The 18,462-nt window shown below is 70.4% G+C and carries 15 protein-coding genes and 2 tRNA genes; 8 read left to right on the top strand and 9 right to left on the bottom strand.

From position 1 onward, the window contains the following. Positions 1–4: 4 nt before the first annotated feature. The 4 genes from rnt to NKJ47_RS08325 all read left to right on the top strand — a co-directional run bounded on the left by rnt (position 5) and on the right by NKJ47_RS08325 (position 2,160). The gene (gene rnt / locus NKJ47_RS08340) at positions 5–658 is read left to right on the top strand and encodes a ribonuclease T (protein ID WP_017911007.1); all 654 of its coding nucleotides are present in this window, start codon (positions 5–7) and stop codon (positions 656–658) included. 105 nt (positions 659–763) lie between these two features. Further along, on the top strand, positions 764–1,096 hold the full coding sequence (locus tag NKJ47_RS08335) for a low molecular weight protein tyrosine phosphatase family protein (RefSeq protein ID WP_254461001.1): 333 nt from the start codon (positions 764–766) through the stop codon (positions 1,094–1,096). Positions 1,097–1,115: 19 nt separating this feature from the next. Continuing rightward, entirely contained in the window at positions 1,116–1,715 is a 600-nt protein-coding gene (locus tag NKJ47_RS08330; RefSeq protein ID WP_254461000.1) for a hypothetical protein, read from the top strand. A 16-nt stretch (positions 1,716–1,731) separates the two neighbouring features. Further along, positions 1,732–2,160: a hypothetical protein gene (locus NKJ47_RS08325; RefSeq protein WP_254460999.1), complete on the top strand. Its 429-nt coding sequence runs from the start codon at positions 1,732–1,734 to the stop codon at positions 2,158–2,160. Positions 2,161–2,229: 69 nt separating this feature from the next. On the opposite strand, the gene NKJ47_RS08320 is transcribed toward NKJ47_RS08325, so the two are convergent. From NKJ47_RS08320 to NKJ47_RS08300, 5 genes are all read right to left on the bottom strand, one after another. After that, positions 2,230–5,169, bottom strand: a complete 2,940-nt coding sequence (locus tag NKJ47_RS08320) for a diguanylate cyclase (protein ID WP_429002502.1) — start codon at positions 5,167–5,169, stop codon at positions 2,230–2,232. A gap of 688 nt (positions 5,170–5,857) precedes the next feature. After that, entirely contained in the window at positions 5,858–6,604 is a 747-nt protein-coding gene (gene rlmB, locus NKJ47_RS08315) for a 23S rRNA (guanosine(2251)-2'-O)-methyltransferase RlmB (RefSeq protein WP_254460998.1), read from the bottom strand. Positions 6,605–6,911: 307 nt separating this feature from the next. Then, a complete protein-coding gene (locus NKJ47_RS08310; protein ID WP_254460997.1) occupies positions 6,912–7,379 on the bottom strand; it encodes a GFA family protein in 468 nt (155 codons plus the stop codon). A gap of 107 nt (positions 7,380–7,486) precedes the next feature. Next, positions 7,487–9,913: a ribonuclease R gene (gene rnr / locus NKJ47_RS08305; RefSeq protein WP_254460996.1), complete on the bottom strand. Its 2,427-nt coding sequence runs from the start codon at positions 9,911–9,913 to the stop codon at positions 7,487–7,489. Between the two features lie 140 nt (positions 9,914–10,053). Next, positions 10,054–10,138, bottom strand: a tRNA-Leu gene (locus NKJ47_RS08300). Between the two features lie 352 nt (positions 10,139–10,490). Between NKJ47_RS08300 and NKJ47_RS08295 the strand changes: the two genes are divergently transcribed. The 3 genes from NKJ47_RS08295 (at position 10,491) to NKJ47_RS08285 (ending at position 12,856) form a co-directional block, all read left to right on the top strand. After that, positions 10,491–10,946, top strand: coding sequence for a VirK family protein (locus tag NKJ47_RS08295; protein WP_254460995.1), 456 nt, complete (start codon positions 10,491–10,493; stop codon positions 10,944–10,946). Positions 10,947–11,090: 144 nt separating this feature from the next. Beyond that, positions 11,091–12,596 carry a hypothetical protein gene (locus NKJ47_RS08290; protein ID WP_254460994.1) on the top strand — a complete coding sequence of 502 codons (1,506 nt, stop codon included), beginning with the start codon at positions 11,091–11,093 and terminating at the stop codon, positions 12,594–12,596. 175 nt (positions 12,597–12,771) lie between these two features. Next, positions 12,772–12,856 (top strand) — tRNA-Leu (locus NKJ47_RS08285). Between the two features lie 74 nt (positions 12,857–12,930). Here the strand turns inward: NKJ47_RS08285 and NKJ47_RS08280 are convergent. Then, entirely contained in the window at positions 12,931–13,128 is a 198-nt protein-coding gene (locus NKJ47_RS08280) for a hypothetical protein (RefSeq protein ID WP_254460993.1), read from the bottom strand. A gap of 251 nt (positions 13,129–13,379) precedes the next feature. On the opposite strand from NKJ47_RS08280, the gene NKJ47_RS08275 reads away from it, so the two are divergent. Continuing rightward, entirely contained in the window at positions 13,380–13,727 is a 348-nt protein-coding gene (locus NKJ47_RS08275) for a helix-turn-helix domain-containing protein (RefSeq protein ID WP_254460992.1), read from the top strand. Positions 13,728–13,911: 184 nt separating this feature from the next. Here NKJ47_RS08275 and NKJ47_RS08270 read toward each other — a convergent pair whose 3' ends face one another. The 3 genes from NKJ47_RS08270 to NKJ47_RS08260 all read right to left on the bottom strand — a co-directional run bounded on the left by NKJ47_RS08270 (position 13,912) and on the right by NKJ47_RS08260 (position 18,452). Continuing rightward, a complete protein-coding gene (locus NKJ47_RS08270) occupies positions 13,912–15,444 on the bottom strand; it encodes a GDSL-type esterase/lipase family protein (protein WP_254460991.1) in 1,533 nt (510 codons plus the stop codon). A gap of 240 nt (positions 15,445–15,684) precedes the next feature. Further along, a complete protein-coding gene (locus NKJ47_RS08265) occupies positions 15,685–17,262 on the bottom strand; it encodes a DHA2 family efflux MFS transporter permease subunit (RefSeq protein WP_254460990.1) in 1,578 nt (525 codons plus the stop codon). A gap of 8 nt (positions 17,263–17,270) precedes the next feature. After that, positions 17,271–18,452 carry an efflux RND transporter periplasmic adaptor subunit gene (locus tag NKJ47_RS08260; protein ID WP_254460989.1) on the bottom strand — a complete coding sequence of 394 codons (1,182 nt, stop codon included), beginning with the start codon at positions 18,450–18,452 and terminating at the stop codon, positions 17,271–17,273. Positions 18,453–18,462 lie beyond the last annotated feature (10 nt).

The raw sequence follows: 18,462 nt of genomic DNA, 5'->3' as shown, positions 1-18,462 counted from the left end.
GCGGATGAACGATTCGGTCGACAGCCCCTCGCAACCTTTGGTCATCACCCCGATGTCGCGGCGTTTCCGCGGCTATCTGCCGGTGGTGGTGGACGTGGAAACCGGCGGTTTCGACTGGAACAAGCATGCGCTGCTGGAGATCGCGGTGGTGCCGATCGAGATGGACGATTTCGGCCAGCTCTACCCCGGCGTCACCGCCAGCGCGCACGTGGTGCCGGCGCCCGGCACCCTGATCGACCCCAAGTCGCTGGAGGTCACCGGCATCGTCCTGGACCACCCGTTCCGCTTCGCCAAGCCCGAACGCGAGGCGCTGGACCACGTGTTCGCGCCGGTGCGCGCGGCGGTGAAGAAGTACGGGTGCCAGCGCGCCATCCTGGTCGGCCACAACGCCCATTTCGACCTCAACTTCCTCAACGCCACGGTCGCCCGCTGCGGCCACAAGCGCAATCCGTTCCATCCCTTCAGCGTGTTCGACACCGTCACCCTGGCCGGCATCGCCTACGGCCAGACCGTGCTGGCGCGCGCGGTGCAGGCCGCCGGCTTCGACTGGAACGCCGCCGACGCGCACAGCGCGGTCTACGACACCGAGCAGACCGCACGCCTGTTCTGCAAGATCGCCAACGCCTGGCCGGCGCCGCCGGTCGGGGCGGCGCCATAGCCGCGGCGTGTATTGCACGACACGCGCGCCGCCGTCGCGTCGGCCCGGCGGCATTGCGGCCGAACGCCCCCTGGTAGAGCCGCGCGCTCGCCGGCAGCGGCTCGCATGACCCGCCACCTGCTGTTCGTCTGCAGCCGCAACCGGCTGCGCAGCCCCACCGCCGAACAGGTGTTCGCCACCTGGCCCGGCGTGGAAACCGCCTCGGCCGGGGTCGACCACGACGCGGACACCCCAATCACCCCGGAATTGCTGGCCTGGGCGGACATCGTCTTCGTCATGGAACCGGCGCATCGCGCCAAGCTGTCGCGCCGCTTCAAGCGCCACCTCGGCCGCGCACGCATCGTCTGCCTCGACATCCCCGACGACTACGGCTACATGGATCCGGCGCTGGTGCAGGTGCTGACCGCGAAGGTGTCGCGGCACCTGCCGGCGCGCTGATCCGGCGCTCGCCCGCTGCATGCAGCGCCGCGCAACCGGCATCGGCGCTCTGCGCGCGTGCTACGCTCGCCGCCGCGCCGGCATGGGCGCTTACAAGGACAACGGCATCATGCAGGCATGGAAGCGCCGCAGCATCGGCATTCTCGACATTGGCGGATCCGGCATCGGCATCCTTGCCATCCTCAGCCAGGTGCCGCACCTGCGGCAACCGGCCGACTGGATCATCTGTGCCGCATTCGCCGCGCTCTATGGCTGGGGTATCTACTGCGGCACACAGCTGCTGGAAGGCCGGCCGAACGCGGCCCGCGCCAATCGGGCGTTCTGGCTGGCGCAGGTGCCGGCCTTCAACAGTCCGTGGGTCAGCTACGTGTTCACCTGCGGCTTTCATCTCACCGCCGGCGTGGAGTTCGCCCCGCTCAAGTTTGGCGCGAACTTCATGCTCGGCAGCCGCTTCATGTTCACCCTGTTCCGGCCGGAGGGCGCGAGCTTCTTGGGGCTGAACCTGTTCGCGCTGGCGATCGCCCTGGTCCTGGCGCAGCAACTGCGCCGCCGCACTGATGCCGGGACCGAAGCAGTCACTGCACCACCGCACGACAACGCGCCTCATGGCGAGCCGTGACACCGAACGTACCCCAGTGAACAAAACCAACGCCCTGACCTTGCTGCGCGCGCAGCAACCGCTGCCCGACGACGACAAGCTCACCCAGCACCTGATCGACGCCTATGAGGCGGCGAGACGGCTGTTTGTCGCCGATCCCGATCGCGCCGCGCTGCCGCTGTTCCTGCGCTCCTTCGGCACCGGCGATGGCTGGGGCGTCTATCCGTTGGTCGAGGACGTGTTCCATGCCTGCGACCGCAGCGACGCCGTCGCCGCGATCCGGGAGGCGCTGGAAGATCCCACGCTGCCCGACGGCAGCCGCTACTGGATCACGCAGTTGTCGGCGGCCTTTGCGGATCCGGCTATGCGCGGAGGCCTGGCCCTGTCGTTGCGGTCGGACCATGCGGACACCCGCGAGGCCGCGCAGATGGCGCTAGAACTGCTGGACGACCCCGGCCCGCACTGAATAACGGTTTGTGGTGCCCAGGACGTGCAGCGCCTAACGACAGCGCCCGATCCGCAGCCGTCCGCGTTCTCAGCCCACGCACACCCGATCGCGCCCCATTCCCTTGGCCCGGTACAGGGCGCCGTCGGCGCGCTGCAGCCACTGGCTCGGCGTCTCGTCCGCGCGCAGCGCGACCAGGCCGCCGCTGAAGGTGACGCGCAGCGCCGGTGCCTCGGGCGCCCACTGCAGGCGCGCATGGAACAGGTCGCGCAGGCGCGCGGCCATGCGCTCGGCATCGGCCAGCGTGGTGTCGCCGAGCAGTACCACGAACTCCTCGCCGCCCAGGCGCGCCGGCAGGTCGGAGGCGCGGCAGGCGCTCAGCAGCAGTTGCCCGACCTCGCGCAGCACCGCATCGCCGGTGGCATGCGAGTAGCCGTCGTTGATCTGCTTGAAGCGGTCGATGTCCATCACCAGCAGGCACAGCGGCGTGCCGCTGCGCTGCGCGCGCTGCATGCTGCGCACCAGCACTTCGTCGAAGTGACGCCGGTTCGGCAACGCGGTCAGCGCATCCTCGTGCGCCAGGCGCTCGAACGCGGCGGCCTGCCGCTGCAGTTCCGCCAGCAACTGGCTCTTTTCGGCATCGGCCTGCAACAGGCGCTCGGTCTGCAGGCGCAGCGCGCTGGTGCGCCGCTCCACCAGCCGTTCCAGGCGCAGGGCGCGACGCTTGTAGCGCGCAATCAGGTAGCGGTACAGCAGCACCAGCGCCAGCAGCAGCGCCGCCAAGGCTGCCGCCTGCACGCTGTGCCGCTGCCACCATAGCGGCGCGACGCTGAAGTGCCACACCGCCTCGCGGGTGCTCCAGACGCCGTCCGGATGCGCCGCGGCCACGTGCAGGGTGTAGTCGCCCGGCGGCAGGCCGACGAACTCCACGCTGCGCTGGTTGCCGCGCTCGACCCAATCGCTGTCCAGACCGTCGAGCCGGGTGCGGTAGCGGATGCGCTCGGGCAGCAGATAGCTCAGGCCGACATAGGACACGCTGATGCGCTTGGCGCCAGGCAGCTGCGACCTGCCCCGCCAGGGAAACGGCTGACCGTCCAGCAGCACGTTCTCGATCGCCGCCGGCGGCGGCAACCGATCGCGGAAGCGTGCCAGGCGCCGCGGATCGACCATGCTGACGCCGCCGGCGGTGACCAGCCACACGCTGCCGTCGTGGCGCACGATCATCGATGGCCCGGAGCTGCCGTTGCCCTGGGCGTTGGACATGCCGTCGATCTCGTCGTAGCGGCTCACCTGCAGCCGCGCCTGGCGGCCGTCGGCGACCGCGTCCAGCGCCGCCGCGGTGGTGCGCAGCACGCCGCGGTTGCTGCTGATCCAGACGTTGCCGAGACGGTCGCGGACGAGCTGGAACACCGTATCCACCGGCATGCCCTGCTCCAGTCCGACCCGCGCCAGGCGGCCGTCGCGGTCGCGGTACAGGCCGCGGTCGGTGGAGATCCACATGTCCCGGCCCAACGCCTGGAAGCCGAACACGGTGCGCGCGCCGCCCAGCGGTTCCAGCGCCAACTTCCGCACCTGCCCGTCGCGCAGCACCGCCGCGCCTTCGACCGAGCCGATCCACAGCGCACCGTCGACGCTGGCCAGGGCGGTGATCAGGCCGCGCGGCAGGCCGGGCACGTCCGGCACCGACAGCCGGTCGCCGTCGATGCGCCTCACTCCGCTGCGCGTGCCGATCCAGACCGTGCCGGCGGCATCGACGCTGAGCGCGCGCACCTGGCCGCTGGGCAGGCCGTCGCCCGGCCCGTAGTGGCGCACCACGCGGCCATCGCGCAAGCGGAACACGCCGTCGGCATAGGTGCCCATCCACAGGTCGCCGTCGCTGCCGCGCGCCAGACTCAGCACCGATGGCGCGTCGCGCAGCGCGACCGGGCTGATGCGGCCGTCCGGCGCCATCCGGTCCAGGCCGGCGGCGCTGCCGATCCACAGCGCGCCATCCGGGGTCTCCAGCAGCGCGCGCACGTAGTCGCCGCTGAGCCCGTCGCGGCGGGTGTAGCCGGCGAACAGGGTCTCGCGCAGGCGGAACAGGCCGCCGTTGGCGCCGATCCAGATGCTGCCCTCGGCATCCTGCAGCAGGCTGACGATGCGCCCGTTGGGCAGCACGTCGCCCGGCAGCATGCGCTCGATGCCGTGCGCACTGATCCGCAGCAGCCCCTGGTTCTCCGTACCCAGCCAGGTCGCGCCGTCGCGGTCGCGCAGCATCGAGGTGAAATGGCCATAGCCCGGCAGGTGCTGCACCAGCACCGCGCGCTCGCCCTGCAACCGGTACAGGTTCTCCCCGGCCACCAGCCACAGCGAGCCGTCCGGCGCCCGGTACGGCCAGGCCAGTCCCGGCGGCAGACCGAACGCGGCCGGCGCGCGCCGCAGCACGCCCTGCCGGTCGCGGTACAGCAGGCCATCGAGACTGCCGATCCAGACCCGCCCCTGGTCGTCGGCGGCCAGATGCGGGAAGCTCGCCGCCAACGGCAGGTCGCGCGGCGCCGGCTGGTAATCGAAGCGTCCGTCCGGCCACAGGCAGCCCAGGCCGTTGCCCTCGAACAGCAGCCACATGCGGCCGTCGCGGTCCTGGGTCATGGCGTGGATCAGCGCGCGCGGCCAGCCCGGCGGCTGCAGCCAGAAGCGCCAGCGGCCGGTCGCATCGTGGCGGCCGAGATTGCCGCGCGAGTCGCTGAGCCACAGCGCGCCGGCGCGATCCACGTACAGCGAACCGACGCCGTTGTCGGGCAGGCCCGGCCGGGTGCTGCGGTCGATGACGGTGAAGTCCAGGCCGTTGTAGCGCACCAGCCCTTCCCAGGTGGCGAACCACAGGCGGCCGTCCGGGGTCTGCGCCAGATCGCGCAGGGAGTTGTGCGGCAGGCCGTTGCGCGAGGTCCAGGAATCGATCGCGTAGTCGCGCAGCGGCGGCACGCCGTCGGCGGTGCCTTCGGCGGCGGCGCGCCAGGCCACGCCCAGCGCCAGCAGCAGGATCAGCAGCAACGGCCAGGCGAACGGCCACGTGCGCCTGCGGTCACACGCGAGCACCGCCTCCCCCCTCCCCCTGGCAACGGTCACTGTCCCGACCCGATCCGGCGCAGGCGGGGCGCGACAGAACCCTGGCGCGGGGGGCCAGAGTCGAGGGGACGGGGGCGACGCAGACTCATTACAGGAACGGAACACGGGACGAGCGCCCATGGTAGGCAAAAAAGCGGCGCCGCGTGTGTAGGCCGTAGCAGAGCCCCGGCAAAGGGCATGTGAAGATTGCTCGGCGGTTAAGCCCGGGGCGGCTTGGTGTCCGCGAGGGGCTTCGCCCCCGTACCCTCACCCCAACCCCTCTCCCGGGGGGAGAGGGGCGATGGCGTCTCCTTCTCCCCTCGGGAGAAGGTGCCCCGCAGGGGCGGATGAGGGTGCGGGCGAAGCCTGGTGGCGCCCAGATGCGCGAGGGGCTTCACCCCCTTACCCTCACCCCAACCCCTCTCCCGGGGGGAGAGGGGCAGTGGCGTCTCCTTCTCCCCTCGGGAGAAGGTGCCCCGCAGGGGCGGATGAGGGTGCGGGCGAAGCCTGGTGGCGCCCGGATGCGCGAGGGGCTTCGCCCCCGTACCCTCACCCCAACCCCGCTCCCGGGGGGAGAGGGGCTTTGTTTGCGCCCGGCAATGAGGCGCGCCGCCGACATCGCATGCCGCCGCGCTCAGCCCATGCGCTGGCGCACCGCCTCGAACAGGGTCACGCCGGCGGCGACCGAGACGTTGAGGCTCTCGATCTCGCCCGGCATCGGGATCCGCACCAGGCCGTCGCAATGCTCGCGGGTCAGCCGGCGCAGGCCGTCGGACTCGCCGCCCAGGACCAGCGCCACGTTGCCGCGCAGGTCCTGCGCGTACAGCGAGGTCTCGGCCTCGCCTGCCAGGCCGTAGATCCACACGCCCTGCTTCTGCAGGTCGCGCAGGCAGCGCGCCAGGTTGGTCACCGCCACGATCGGCAGGCGGTCGGCGGCGCCGGCCGAGGTCTTGCGCACGGTGGCGTTGACCGGGGCCGACTTGTCCTTGGGAATCACCACCGCGGTGACCCCGGCCGCGGCGGCGCTGCGCAGGCAGGCGCCGAGGTTGTGCGGGTCCTGCACGCCGTCCAGCACCAGCAGCAGGGCGCGGCCCTCGGCGGCGCTGACCAGGCCTTCCAGTTCGCTCTCGGCCCAGGTCCGCGCCGCGGCGTAGCGCGCGGCCACGCCCTGGTGCCGTACCGCGCCGCCGACGCCGTCCAGCGCCTGGGTGTTCACCCGTCGCACGTCGATGCCCTTGCGCCGCGCGTTCTCCTCGATCTCCTGCAGGCGCGGATTCTTGCTGCCCGCCTCCACCAGCACCTCGCGCACGTTGTCCGCGTCGTTCTCGATCGACGAGGCCACGGCATTGACGCCGACGATCCACTGGTTCTGCTTGCTCATGAGGCGGGACTACGCGAAAGGAAAGCGGGCATGGTAGGGGTTGTGGCCGCTGGCGTCATGCCTGGGGGCCGGGATCGGGGATTGAGGATTCGGGATTGGCAAAAGCGGGGGGCTGCCGCCTCGATGCTTCGCGGTTGCTGTCTGGCGCCTACACGACAGCGGACATCCAACTGAGCAAATGTTGTGGGAGGGACTTCAGTCCCGACGACGGGCGGCCTGAATGCCTGCCCGCTTGCCGGCCGCCACCTGTCGCCTGCGACAGCATCGCCGCGGGCCGCGGCGGTGGCGGCAGACGCGCGCCTTCCTATCAGGCCGGCCAATGCTCGGTATCGTGGTCCGGATGCTGGCGCGAGACGATATCGGCCAGGAACGGCGCGGCGGCCAGATCGCCTTCGGTGCGGGTCGCCGACAGGCGATGCAGGGTGTCCACGAACGGCAGCTTCGCTTCGACGCCGTACTGGATGGTCGGCGGCAAGGCCTCCGGATGGTCGAAGGCGCCGGCCGCGATGGCGACGCCGTCCGGGGCCTCGTAGGTCAGCGGCGTGCCGCAGTCGGCGCAGAAGCCGCGCTGCACCAGGTTGGACGAGGCGAAGCGCCTGGGCGCGCCGCGGGTCCAGGTCAGTTCCGCGCCGCGGGTGGAGACCAGCGGTGCGTAGTAGGCGCCGAACGCCTTCTGGCACATCCGGCAATGGCAGATCGAGGCGTCGTGCAGCCGTCCGCGCACCCGGAAGCGCACCGCGCCGCATTGGCAACCGCCACTGTACTCCTGCTCCATGTCTGCTCTCCGTTGCGAACCGCATCGCGCAGTCGGCGCCTCCCGCACCAGGCGTGGGGAGGCGCGAGCGCGGCGGCCGCCAGGCGGTCCGCCGCGACGCTGCGCCGTCAGTACTTCTTTTTCTTCCGCTTGGCCGGCTGCCCGCGCGGCGGCGGCGGCGGCAACGCCTCGTGAGCCGACGAGCCCTCCTCGACCAGCCGGAAGTCGATCTTGCGTTCCTCCATGCTCGCCTTCAGCACCAGGATGCGCACGCGGTCGCCCAGGCGGAACTCGCGCCCGCGGCGCTCGCCGGTGAGGGTCTTGCGGGTGGCATCGAACTGGTAATAGTCCTGCGGCAACTGGGTCACGTGGATCAGGCCGTTGACCTTGGACTGGTCCAACTCGACGAACAGGCCGAAGCTGGTCACGCCGCTGACCACGCCGTCGAACTGCCCGCCGACGTGCTTCTCCATCCACGCCGCGCGGTAGCGCTCGTCGACCTCGCGCTCGGCCTCGTCGGCGCGGCGCTCGCGCTCGGAGCACTGCAGCGCCAGCGCCGCCATCTCGCGCGGTGCATACAGGTACTTGTCCGGCGCGCCGCGGGTCAGCGCGTACTTGATCGCACGGTGCACCAGCAGATCCGGATAGCGGCGGATCGGCGAGGTGAAGTGCGCATACGCCTCCAGCGCCAGGCCGAAGTGGCCGGCGTTGTCGGGCGAGTACACCGCCATGCTCTGGCTGCGCAGCAGCACCGATTCCAGCAGCGCCGCGTCCGGGCGCTCGCGCACCTTCTTCAGCAGCTTGGTGAAATCGCCCGGCACCACCTTGCTCCACGCCGGCAGGCTCAGCTTGAATTCCTTGAGGAACTCCAGCAGGTCGGCGTACTTGGATTCCGGCGGCCGCTCGTGCACGCGGAACGGCGCCGGCACGCGCGTCTCCAGCAGGTAGCGCGCCGCGGCCACGTTGGCGGCGATCATGCATTCCTCGATCAGCTTGTGCGCGTCGTTGCGCACCAGCATGCCGGCCTGGGTCACCTCGCCGGTGTTGTCCAGCACGAAGCGCACTTCCGAGGACTCGAACTCGATCGCGCCGCGGCGCGCACGCGCCTTGGCCAGGATCTGGTAGAGCTGATGCAGGCGCTCCAGCTGCGGCAGCACCGCCGCCACGTCCTTGCGCACCTGCTCGTCCTTCTCGCCCACCGCCTGCCACACCTGTTCGTAGGTGAGCCGCGCGTGCGAGTTCATCACCGCCTCGTAGAAGCGCGCGCCGCTCACCTCGCCCTGGCGGTCGATCTGCATGTCGCAGACGAAGCACATGCGGTCGACCTTGGGGTTGAGCGAGCAGATGCCGTTGGACAGCGTCTCCGGCAGCATCGGCACCACGAAGCCGGGGAAGTACACCGACGTCGCGCGCCTCACCGCCTCGGTATCCAGCGGCGTGCCCGGACGCACGTAGTGCGACACGTCGGCGATCGCCACCACCAGGCGGAAACCGTCGGCATTGGACTCGCAGAACACCGCGTCGTCGAAGTCCTTGGCGTCGGCGCCGTCGATGGTCACCAGCGGCGTCTGCCGCAGGTCCACGCGGCCCTTGATCGCCGCCGGCTCCACCGTCAGCGGCACCGCCGCGGCTTCGTCCAGCACCGCCTGCGGGAATTCGTAGGGCAGTTCGTGGCCGTGGATCGCCGCCTCCACCAACAGCGACGGGGTCAGCTTGTCGCCCAGCACCGCGATGATCTTGCCGATCGGCGGGCGCCGCGCATCCGGCGCGGAAGTGAGTTCGCACACCACCAGCTGCCCGTCGCGGGCCTCGCCGACGGCGTCGGCGGGGATCTGCACGTTGCGCTGGATGCGCTTGTCGTCCGGCACCACGAACGCGATGCCGGCTTCCAGGCTGAAACGGCCGATCAGCCGGGTCAGGCCACGCTCGAGCACGCGCGCGATGCTGCCCTCGCGGCGGCCGCGGCGGTCGATGCCGATGACGTTGGCCAGCGCACGGTCGCCATGCAGCACCTTGCGCATCTCGTAGGGCGGCAGGAACAGGTCGTCGCCGCCCTCGTCCGGGCGCAGGAAGCCGAAGCCGTCCGGATTGGCGATCACCACGCCGGCGATCAGGTTGGTCTGCTGCAGCGGCGCGTAGCCGCCGCGGCGGTTCTGCACCAGCTGCGCCTCGCGCAGCATCGCGCCCAGGCGCTTGCTCAGCGCTTCCTTGCGCGCCGGCTCGGTCAGGCCGAGCTGTTCGGCCAGTTCGTCCAGGGTCTGCGGGCCATCGCAGCGTTCGAGCAGTTGCAGGATCGCCTCGCGGCTGGCGATCGGTTCGGCGTAGCGCTCGGCCTCGCGCGCGGCATAGGGATCATGGATCGGCGCGGGCGTGCCGGCCGGTGCGGCGGGCGGCGGCGAGGTGGGGTGCAGGGGCTGCAGCGGCGGCTTGGGGCCGCGGCGCAGGAAACTGGGCATCCAGGCGGGCAGACGCGATTTCTTCGGCGTCTCGGCGGCGGGGGTGTCGTTGGACGGGGAGTTGCCGGGCTTGCCGGACTTGCTTTTGCGAGTTGTCATCCGGGCATGGTACTCCCATGCAGGTGGCCGCCACCGGAACCGGGCCGTGCCGCCGCCACGAACGCGCACCCCAGAAACGACGAAGCCCGCGTCAGCGGGCCGGTCGGTGCGAGAGTTCAGCGCTCTCGCGATGTTGCCTGTGGTGCCCAGGAGAGGACTCGAACCTCCACGGTTTTACCCGCTAGTACCTGAAACTAGTGCGTCTACCAATTCCGCCACCTGGGCGCTGAAGGCCGCGAATTCTGCGGTGCCTGCGCGACCTTGTCAACGCCTATTTTGCGTGCGGCCGCGATCGCCTGCGTCGACGAAGGGATCCGCGCACGCCATGCGGCGGCGCCACGCACGCACCGGCGCCGCGCGGCCGTGCACCCGCGCACGTTCGAGCGGCGCGCGGATCGGGCGAAAAACCGCACGCGCGGGGCCGATTCCGACACGGCGCTGTCACAAACGGACCGGCTTCGAAGATGCGCCGTGACGGCAACGGGAGTTCGCGATTTTGTCGGTTGACCCGGCGCGGCACCCCGCTAGTTTGCATCCGGCAATCCGTCGCCCTCCCCCACGCTCCGGAGCATCCCCCATGCACAGCCTGTCCACCTCCCTGCTCGCCGCTGCCCTGTTCGCCAGCGCCACCAGCGCCTCCGCCGCCACGGCCGGCGCCGACGACGCCACGCTCGGCTCGCTCACCCAGATCCAACGCGCCCTGGACAGCGGCGCCTCGGTCGCCGTGGCGATCGACCTGAGCCAATGCACGCCCACCTCCGGCGGCGCCACGCCCAGCCAGACCCGCGGCGGCCTGCGCATCGGCGCCTACCGCGTCACCGCCGACGGCACCCTGTCGTTCGCCGACGAACACGTGACCGTCGGCCGCGACGGCAAGCCGATCCAGCAGTTCCTGCGCTACCAGGTGCATCCGGACAACACGGTGGACTTCACCATGTTCGTGTTCGCCCTGCCCAGCTACCAGCAGACCGGCAACACCCTGGGCTATCGCTGCGCGATCAACCAGGGCCTGCGCTTCAACGTCGGCTACTGAGGCCCACACGCCAGCGCCTTGCGGCAGGCGCCCCGCGCGGGCCTGCCGCAAGCACGGAGCGCTGCGCACCTACCGGCCTGTCGTCCTTGGCAACTGCGCCTGCCAGTGTCACAGTCCGGGCTTCGTCGACATCTGCCCCATTCCATGGATTGGCGCGCCCCGTTCCGGAAAGCCAAGCCGCCGCAGGCGCAGGAATCCTGCGGCAGGCTGCCGCAACGCCTGCTGGAGGCGATCGCCCCGCTGATGGGCGATCGCCGTCCGGAAGTCCCGGAAACGTTCCTGCCCACCACCAACGCGAGCGACCTGGGGGCCATCGATCAACGGCTGCGGGCATGCACCAGCACAGCCTACGCGACATGGGCTGCCGACACGTTGCAGTGCATCCTGACGTGCCCGATGACGGACGACGCGCGGCAGTCGCTGCTGTTCGTGGCGAGCGCGCACTACGACGGCAGGGAACGGCAAAAGGCCGTGGCGAGGCTCGGCGCATTCCCCGGCTATCTGAGCCTGGTCGCCGCGTTGATCCGTTGCGCCGACTGGGTACCGCAGGTGCGAATCGCAGCGCGCGAAGCGGCCACGCAACTGCTACGGACCAGCACCGCCGACGATGCCCTGGCGGCGTGGCCCATGGTCCTGCGGTTGCAGCGATGGGTGCGCGTGTCCGATGGGTGGCTCGAGGAGAACGTCGAGCAGTGGATGCTGGAGGCGTCCAATCGCGACGTCCTGCAACGCGCGCGTGCAGCCGCCGATCCCGTCGTCCGCGCTTGGGCCTATCGCAGATCGATCGAACGCGGCGCAGCACCGTTGCACGTCGAGGCGACGATGCAACCCGACCCGCGCATCGGCCTGCATGCGCTGCGCCATGCCCAGGCGACGTGCGCTAGCGCCGCCATCGCGGCGATTGCCACGGCCGGACTGCATGCACCGCATCCTGCCGTGCGCAGGGAATGCCTGCGCACGCTCGCATTGGCGGATCCGGCAGCGGCGGCGGCAGCGCTGCCACACGCCTTGCTCGATCGCGCCGCCGGCGTGCGTCGTCTTGCGGCCTACCTGACGCGCGAGCACGGCGCCGACCCGCGCACGGTGTGGCGCCGCGCACTCGATCAGGCTGGCACCGATGGCGCCCTGGCCTCGCTTGCACAGGAAGCCGAACCCGAGGACGCGACCCGGTTGCGTTGCTACCTGTTCGCGACGCGCGCGGCCATGCGCCAGCATGCGCTGAAGGGTCTGCTGCGCATCGGGCAAACGGTCTCGCCCAACGACATCGGCCGTCTTCTCCAGTGCGGGGGCGGCAGGGTATTGGAGACGCTGGCCGTTGCCGTGCGGGACAGCGCGATTGCGCTCGACACCCCGCTGATCCTGCACATCCTCGGCGATGCAGCTGTCGACGATGAGGGCAGAGCACGGTTGCGCAAACTCGTGGGGACCAGCAGTCTCTGGGATTGCCTGACACGGCTGCTGGCGTTGCCTGCCGACTCGAATCGTCCATGGTGGCTCGCTGCCGTCGACGACTGGATCGGACGAAGCGAGACGTACACACCGTTGGGCAACCTGCGCAAGCGCACGTTGCTGGAGGCCGCAGCCGAACGCGCCGGGGAGCTGGGCCCCGAGCGCACGGCGAAGATCCGGGCCGCCTTGTTGCGCTATTGAAGGCGTCCCACGCCAACACCGCCAGGCGCAGCGGAACCTCGCTTCGATGGCGTCGCCCACCATGCCGCTGCGTCGACCGCACCTGCGTGCATGCCCTCGAACCGACCACGCACGTCGGCAGAACAAAACCGCTTGACAACAAGCCGGCGCGGCCGCAGAATTCTCGTTCTGAGTTGCCCAGGTGGCGGAATTGGTAGACGCACTAGTTTCAGGTACTAGCGGGTAAAACCGTGGAGGTTCGAGTCCTCTCCTGGGCACCACGACCGACAGGTCGAGAAAGATCTCAAAACCCGCTTCGGCGGGTTTTTTGTTGGCTGCGTGCAGGCCGCAGCGTTCAACGCTGCGGCGGACGCAATGGACCGATGTCCACGCGCACGCCCTTCACCCACACCTCCACCTTGTAGGCACGGTAGCCCGGGTTGTGGCGTTCGGCCGCCCGCGCGGCCAGGTAGGCATTGGCCGCATGCACCAGCACCTGCAAGGTCGGCTCCAGTTGCGCGACGCGCCGGAGTCTCACTTCGTAGGTGGCCATGCGCCCTCCCCCACGCACCGGCAGGCGCCGCGTCGTGCCGCTGTCGGCCAGCGCATGGCGGCGGCGCACCGCGGCGCCGACACCCTCCTCTTCATCACGTCCATGTCCCGCATGCGCCCCCTCGCGCGTCCGTGCGTTCCGCACCGCCCGAGTATTGAGTTTCCGAACAATTGGAGTCAAGCGTGACTGTACGACAAGCCGGCGGATGCTCCATATCTTGGTAGGCCCGCCGTCCCCCAAGGCCCACCGCGATGAATAGCTTCGGCGACCGTTTGCGCGAAGCCAGAAAAGCCGCCGGGCTCACCCAGGAGCAGCTCGGCTTCGCGCTGGACGTGACCAAGTCATCGGTGTCGGCCTGGGAGAACGACCGCGAAACGCCGAGCTTCCGCCTGCTGCCGACGCTGCGCAGCGTGCTGAACCGCTCGCTCGACGAACTGGTGTGCGGCGTGGGCCCGGGCAAGCGCGTGCAGGACCTACCCTCCGACTATCCGTTGCTGGCCCAGGATGCGCAGGAACGCGCGCTGTTGGCGCGCTATCGCAACGCGCCGCCGGGCCACCGCGACGCCGTGCTGGAACTGCTCAAGCCCAGCAACGGCTGAGGTCGCGCCGGCGGCGGCTGGGCTTTCCAGCACCGCTGGCAACGACGCAAACGCCATTCGCAGGAGCGGCTTCAGCCGCGACGAGCCGCTCCCTGTCATGCCTCGCAACGGCTGAAGCCGCTCCTGCGAGGACACCAACGTCTCCCGCCGAGCCGCGGCAAAACGCGTTGTTTGAAGCCGCCGTTTAGCCGCCGACGCCGATCTCGCGCAGGGCGTCGCCCCAGATGCGGTAGCCCGCCTCGCTGGGATGGGTGCCGTCGGGCATCAGCGTTGCCGGCAGCGTGCCGTCCGCCTGCAGGAAGCGCGCACCGATGTCCAGCCACTGCACCTGCGGGTCGTGGCCGAAGCGCGCGGCGAGCAGGCGGTTGGTCAGCAGGATCGGCGCGCGTTGCGGCGCATCGGCGGCCAAGCCGCGCGGGAAGATGCCCATCAGCACGATCCGGCTGCGCGGCAGGCGACGTCGGACCTCGGCGACCACCGCCGCCACGCCGTCGGCGGTCTCCTGCGGCGTGTTGCTGCGCGCATGCTCGGTGCCGGCGAGATTGTTGGTGCCGAGGTTGATCACCACCCAACGTGGCGCCAGGCCATCGACCTCGCCCTGGCGCAGCCGCCACAGCACGTTCTGGGTGCGGTCCCAGCCGAAGCCCAGGTTCAGCACCGGCGCGGCGCCGAAGGTGCGCTGCCAGGCCTGCGGCCCATTCACCCGGATGCCCTGCGGTTCGCCCGCCCAGAAATGGGTGATCGAATCGCCGAGCATCACCACCTGCGGCCGCAGTTGGCGTGCGGCCTCCAGCGCCGCATGGTGGCGGCCGTACCAGTCGTAGGAATCCTGCTCCAGCCAGGGCACTGCGATGCGTGCGGTGTCGACATCGGTCATCGCCTCCAGTGGCACGCGCGGCGCTTCATCGAGCAGCCGCGCCAGGGTCGGCTCGATCGCCTCGGCCATGCGCCGCTGCCCGCGCGTGTCCGGGTGCAGCGCGCCGCTGCCGGGCCGCTGCCGCGGATCGTAGAACAGGTCCTGCTGCAGCGTGCCGTCGGCGCGCTGGAACACCGTGCCGATGTCCAGGTAGGCCACGCGCGGGTTGTCGCCGTAGCGCACCGCCAGCGTGCGGTTGACCTCGGCATCGCGCGCGCGCTTCTGCGCCGACAGCGCACTGGGCAGCAGGCCCAGCAACAGGATGCGCGTGTGCGGAAGGCGCTGCTCCAACGTGGCGATCACCGCATCGATGCCGCGCACCGTGTCCGCCGCGCTCTGCCCTTCGTGGCCGGTGTTGTTGGTGCCGATCAGCAGAACCGCGACCTTGGGCCGCAGGCCGTCGACTTCGCCGTGCTGCAGGCGCCACAGCACGTGTTCGGTGGCGTCGCCGCTGAAACCGAGGTTGAGCGCGCCACGGCTGCCGTAGAAGGTCTGCCAGGTCGACTGGAAGTCCTGGTCCGGCGCCTGCGCCTTCTCGTAGTTCTGGGTGATCGAATCGCCGATCAGCAGCAACGGCGCATCCGGCTGCGCGCGCACCTGCGCCAGCACCTGCTGGTGGCGCGCGGCCCACCAGGCTTCGTGCAGGCGATCGGCCGGGGTCACCGCAACCGGCGAGGCCGCGGGCGGCGGCGCGGCCTGGGCGTTGCCTGGATGCGCACCGAGGCACAGCAGTGCGAGGACGGCCGCACGCGGAAGCGACGCGGCGAAGCGGGCGCCGAGGGCGCGGAGAGAACGCTGCATGTGCGGGGCTGCAGAAGCCTGCGAAGAGCCGCATTCTGGTGCGCGGGCCGCGGCAGCGGCAAGTGTCCCGGCGGCGGAGCGCGCCGCCGGGCACGCAGGCCGCACCGGCGGCGTTGGACGGCGTGCCGGACTCGCCCGCCACCGCATCCCAGGCCATCCGCGAGGCCAGCGCAGCAGCGGCGCGGACCCGGCGCCGACGGTCCGCGTCCGCGCCGGCCGGACGCCGCGTCGCCGCCTGGCTCAGTGGCCGCCGGCAGCCGCCGCGCCGCCACCGCCGCCGAACGGCGGCTTGGCCAGCCACAGGAAGAAGATGATCGCCAGGAAGGTCCAGCCCAGCAGGTAGAAGATGTCGTTGAAGCCCATCTGCGAGGCCTGGTGGTTGATGGTGTTGTTGAGCACCGCCGCGCCGTTCTGCAGGCTGCCGTTGCCCATCATCTGCACCTGTTCCTGCATGCCCGGCGTGTAGCTGGAGATATGCTCGGTCAGGTTCGCGTGGTGCAGCTGGGTGCGCTTGGCCCACAGGTAGGTGGTCAGCGAGGCGGCGAAGCTGCCGCCCAGCGTGCGCAGGAACGTGGCCAGGCCGGAGCCGGCGGCGATCTCGCGGCCGTCCAGGTCCGACAGCAAAATCTGCAGCACCGGCATGAAGAACAGCGCCACGCCCACGCCCATCAGCAACTGCACCCCGGCCACGTGCGGGAAATCCACCTGCAGGTTGAAGTCCGAGCGCATGAAGCTGGTGACGGCCATGAAGATGAAGGCGATGCTGGCCAGCAGCCGCAGATCGAAGCGCGAAGCGTACTTGCCGACGAACGGGGTCATGATCACCGGCAGGATGCCGATCGGCGCGGTGGCCAGGCCGGCCCAGATCGCGGTGTAGCCCATGTCGCGCTGCAGCCACTGCGGGATCAGCAGCGACACGCTGAAGAACGCCGCGTAGGCCACGATCAGCGCCATGGTGCCGGCGCGGAAGTTGCGGTGGCGGAACAGCCGCAGGTCGACGATCGGATCCTTGTCGGTCAGTTCCCAGATCAGGAACACCGCCAGCGCCACCGCCGAGATCGCGGCCAGCACCACGATCTTGGTCGAACTGAACCAGTCCTCGTCGTTGCCCAGGTCCAGCACCACCTGCAGGCAGCCCACGCCGATGATCAGGGTGATCAGGCCGACGTAATCCATGCGCGGACGTTCGATCGGCTCGGGACGGTCGCGCAGCTGCGAGCCGACCACGGTCGCGGCGATGATGCCCAGCGGCACGTTGATCAGGAAGATCCATTCCCAGCTGTAGTTGTCGGTGATCCAGCCGCCGAGGATCGGCCCGGCGATTGGCGCGACCACGGTGATCATCGCCAGCAGCGCCAGCGCCTGGCCGCGTTTCTCGCGCGGATAGATCGACACCAGCAGGCTCTGGGTGATCGGGTACATCGGGCCGCAGACGAAGCCCTGCAGCGCGCGCGAGACCACCAGCATGCCCATGCTCTGCGCCAGGCCGCACAGCAGCGAGGCCGCGGTGAAGGCCAGCGTGGCCCACACGAACAGCTTGGTCTCGCCGAAACGGCGGCTGAGGAAGCCGGTCAGCGGCAGCGCGATGGCGTTGCTGACCGCGAACGAGGTGATCACCCAGGTCGCCTGCTGCGAACTGGCGCCGAGGTTGCCGGCGATGGTGGGCAGCGAGACGTTGGCGATGGTGGTATCGAGCACCTGCATGAACGAGGCCAGCGCCAGGCCCACCGTGCACAGTGCCACACTGGCCGGGCGGAACCCGGCGGCCGGTGCGCCCGGGACCCCGGGCGCGGCAGGAGCGACAGCTTCGTTGGACATGACCGGGCTCAGTCCGCCTTGGCGGCGTCAGGCAGGTTGGCGTGGATGATCTGCTTCACGGCCGCATCGGCCTGCTGCAGCTGCTGGGCGTAGACATCGGTATCCAGCAGCACACCGCTGGCCGGCTTGCTCGGCAGCACCGAGCCGTTCTGGTCGTGCAGATTGACGTCGGCCTTCATCGACAGGCCGATGCGCAGCGGGTGCTGCTGCAACTGCTTGGCGTCGATGGCGATGCGCACCGGGACGCGCTGCACGATCTTGATCCAGTTGCCGCTGGCGTTCTGCGCCGGCAGCAGCGAGAACGCGCTGCCGGTGCCGATGCCCAGGCTCTGCACGGTGCCGTGGTAGGTCACCGCACTGCCGTACAGATCCGACTCCAGTTCCACCGGCTGGCCCAGGCGCATGTGCTTGAGCTGGGTTTCCTTGAAGTTGGCGTCCACCCAGACCTGGTTCAGCGGTACCACCGCCATCAGCGCGGTGCCGGGCTGCACGCGCTGGCCGACCTGCACCGAGCGCCGCGCGACATAGCCGGACACCGGCGCGACGATGGCGCTGCGGGTGTTGTTGAGGAAGGCCTGGCGCATCTGCGCAGCGGCGGCCTTCACGTCGGGCTGGTCGGCCACGCCGCTCTCGTCGATCAGCGCGCGGTTGCGCGCCAGGGTCTCGCGCGAACCGCTGACCGCGGCCTCGGCGGCGGCCAACTGGTCGCGGGCGTGCGCCAGCTCTTCGGCGGAGATGGCGCCGGTGGCGACCAGGCTGGCGCGGCGGGCGACGTCGGCGCGGGCGCGCTGCAGGGTCACCTGCTGCGCGGACAGTTCGGCCTGGGCACCCTCGACCGAGCGGTACAGACCGCGCACCTGGCGCACGGTGCGCGCCAGATTGGCCTCGGCCTGCTGCAGCGCGACCTCGGTGTCGGCCGGGTCAAGCTTGACCAGCGGCTGGCCACGCTCCACGCGCATGCCGTCGTCGGCGTCGATGCGCACCACGGTGCCGGCCACCATCGGCGTGATCTGCACCAGGTTGCCCTGCACGTAGGCGTCGTCGGTGTCCTCGTGCCAGCGGCCGACCAGGAAGTACCAGATCGCCAGCGCGATCAGCACCAGCACCACTACCACGGCCAGGCCGCGCAGCAGCTTGCCGCGCCGGCTGGGGGCGGGAGCGGAGGAAGCGGGGGTCGTTGTCTGATTCATTGCAGCGATC

It is taken from the genome of Xanthomonas sacchari (assembly GCF_024266585.1).
Classification (GTDB): domain Bacteria; phylum Pseudomonadota; class Gammaproteobacteria; order Xanthomonadales; family Xanthomonadaceae; genus Xanthomonas_A; species Xanthomonas_A sacchari_C.
This window is presented reverse-complemented; position numbering and strand designations above follow the sequence as displayed.

What these genes read in the sequence shown, in the direction of transcription:
- NKJ47_RS08280 (WP_254460993.1), bottom strand. Translation starts at nt 13,128, where the DNA reads ATGGCCACCTACGAAGTGAGACTCCGGCGCGTCGCGCAACTGGAGCCG.
- NKJ47_RS08330 (WP_254461000.1), top strand. Translation starts at nt 1,116, where the DNA reads ATGCAGCGCCGCGCAACCGGCATCGGCGCTCTGCGCGCGTGCTACGCT.
- NKJ47_RS08335 (WP_254461001.1), top strand. Translation starts at nt 764, where the DNA reads ATGACCCGCCACCTGCTGTTCGTCTGCAGCCGCAACCGGCTGCGCAGC.
- NKJ47_RS08265 (WP_254460990.1), bottom strand. Translation starts at nt 17,262, where the DNA reads ATGTCCAACGAAGCTGTCGCTCCTGCCGCGCCCGGGGTCCCGGGCGCA.
- NKJ47_RS08295 (WP_254460995.1), top strand. Translation starts at nt 10,491, where the DNA reads ATGCACAGCCTGTCCACCTCCCTGCTCGCCGCTGCCCTGTTCGCCAGC.
- NKJ47_RS08275 (WP_254460992.1), top strand. Translation starts at nt 13,380, where the DNA reads ATGAATAGCTTCGGCGACCGTTTGCGCGAAGCCAGAAAAGCCGCCGGG.
- rnt (WP_017911007.1), top strand. Translation starts at nt 5, where the DNA reads ATGAACGATTCGGTCGACAGCCCCTCGCAACCTTTGGTCATCACCCCG.
- NKJ47_RS08260 (WP_254460989.1), bottom strand. Translation starts at nt 18,452, where the DNA reads ATGAATCAGACAACGACCCCCGCTTCCTCCGCTCCCGCCCCCAGCCGG.
- NKJ47_RS08270 (WP_254460991.1), bottom strand. Translation starts at nt 15,444, where the DNA reads ATGCAGCGTTCTCTCCGCGCCCTCGGCGCCCGCTTCGCCGCGTCGCTT.
- rlmB (WP_254460998.1), bottom strand. Translation starts at nt 6,604, where the DNA reads ATGAGCAAGCAGAACCAGTGGATCGTCGGCGTCAATGCCGTGGCCTCG.
- rnr (WP_254460996.1), bottom strand. Translation starts at nt 9,913, where the DNA reads ATGACAACTCGCAAAAGCAAGTCCGGCAAGCCCGGCAACTCCCCGTCC.
- NKJ47_RS08290 (WP_254460994.1), top strand. Translation starts at nt 11,091, where the DNA reads ATGGATTGGCGCGCCCCGTTCCGGAAAGCCAAGCCGCCGCAGGCGCAG.
- NKJ47_RS08310 (WP_254460997.1), bottom strand. Translation starts at nt 7,379, where the DNA reads ATGGAGCAGGAGTACAGTGGCGGTTGCCAATGCGGCGCGGTGCGCTTC.